Annotated in this window: 1 protein-coding gene and 1 pseudogene; one reads left to right on the top strand and one right to left on the bottom strand. The window is 56.2% G+C overall.

All coding sequences use genetic code 11. The features are described 5' to 3' along the window. Window positions 1-311 precede the first annotated feature (311 nt). Window positions 312-974, bottom strand: coding sequence for a hypothetical protein (locus tag QJT78_RS51195; protein WP_038954074.1), 663 nt, complete (start codon window positions 972-974; stop codon window positions 312-314). Between the two features lie 191 nt (window positions 975-1,165). On the opposite strand from QJT78_RS51195, the pseudogene QJT78_RS51190 reads away from it, so the two are divergent. Continuing rightward, window positions 1,166-1,456, top strand: a pseudogene (locus QJT78_RS51190) (hypothetical protein); the annotation flags it as partial.

Here is a 1,456-nt window from a genome sequence, read left to right as displayed (position 1 = left end):
TGATCGCCGTCGCCCGCAAGCTGCTGACCATCCTCAACGTCATGATCAGGACGAAAACACCATGGCAACCCGCTTGACAGCGAACACAGTCGCTCACCCGTCTCGCCGCTACGCGGCGATCCACCCTCTCCCACAAGGAGAGAGGTAATTTTTCCAACGCTAATTTTTCTCGTTCTATTTCAATGTCTTGCCAAGCCGATGCGTGTCAAGAACTGCCCTAAGCTGCATATAGGTAGCAGAATCAGAACCTGTCTCGTCAACCGCAAGTACAGCCTGATTGACCTGACGAGGTTGCGTTGACGATAGAAGTCTCACCCTGCAGCATCAAAATAGATGGTCGTATTGCTTAGTCCAGACCATTGAATGCGGAACGGATTGGAGAGCAGCCCCGAGAGAGCGAGAAACCGACCGAGAACACTGATGTGAGCCGCTTGTGGAGGAGACCCGCCACACACAGCAAATGCGCTATCGGTCTGAAGATTGAAGACCTGCAAGACCACGTTGGCTTGCGTGGCGAATACCAGATTCCCGAATTGAGCCCATTGCCACTGAGCCGCAGCCGTCAGGATCGAATAGATCGAGGTAACAGAATGAGTGCCAGAACCAGCGCTGGACGTATTGATCGCCGCGCCGCCCAGAGTAGCCGAAACCCGAAACGCACTACCTGATAGACTGGCGGCGATGACGTAATAGGTTGTGCTAGCAGTCAACCCAGTTGGCAACGTGCCCGAGGCCGAGAATACAAAAGGATCGCCAGCCGCGAACGTATTGGTGTAGGTGATGACAGCCGGGCTGGCATTTGAGATCGAGGAGGCAGCAGCGGGGAGGCTAACGTTCTTCCATGTGAAATCGGTATTGTTGAGCTGATACAGCCGGTCAACCCTCGCCGCGAACGTGATGACAGTTCCGTCAGATTCCAGGGCGTAGAAAGCACCCCGGCACGCCGCCGGGAGGGGCTGTGTATAAACCGCCAAACTCGGGAACGGGCCGTAACCGTCCCCACGCGGAATCACGTTGAGGATGTTGCGGGTTGCCTGGGCTTCGTAGTCGGATACGTCCGACTTCTACTCTCCCCACAGAACGAGGGGCATTAGCTAAATTTGTCCATCTTGCTCGCTGTGGGGTTGTGGTGGTAGGTTTCGCGCCCGCTGGGGAGCGTCCTGAAATGAACTCGCCGAAGATTGAATTTGCGAACACCCTTCGGGCGATCGCCGCGCTATCAGTTATTCTTGGGCACTATCTCGGGGTATTCTGGTTCAACCACTCGGCAGTGAAGCAATTGACCGGCATGGCGGCGATACCCCTGCCAACCCCAAGCTACGTGCAGTGGGTGCAGATCCCTCACTTGAGAGCTGGCCCCGGTTGTTTGGACAGCGCCCCGCTGGATTTAAGTGGATTCCTGCCGGGTTATGCTGAACGCGGGGCTTTACGGTTTTGTCGTTGCGTCGGGAGGGCG

The sequence above is a fragment of the Bradyrhizobium sp. Mp27 genome, from assembly GCF_029953005.1.
In the GTDB taxonomy this organism is placed as follows: domain Bacteria; phylum Pseudomonadota; class Alphaproteobacteria; order Rhizobiales; family Xanthobacteraceae; genus Bradyrhizobium; species Bradyrhizobium barranii.
This window is presented reverse-complemented; position numbering and strand designations above follow the sequence as displayed.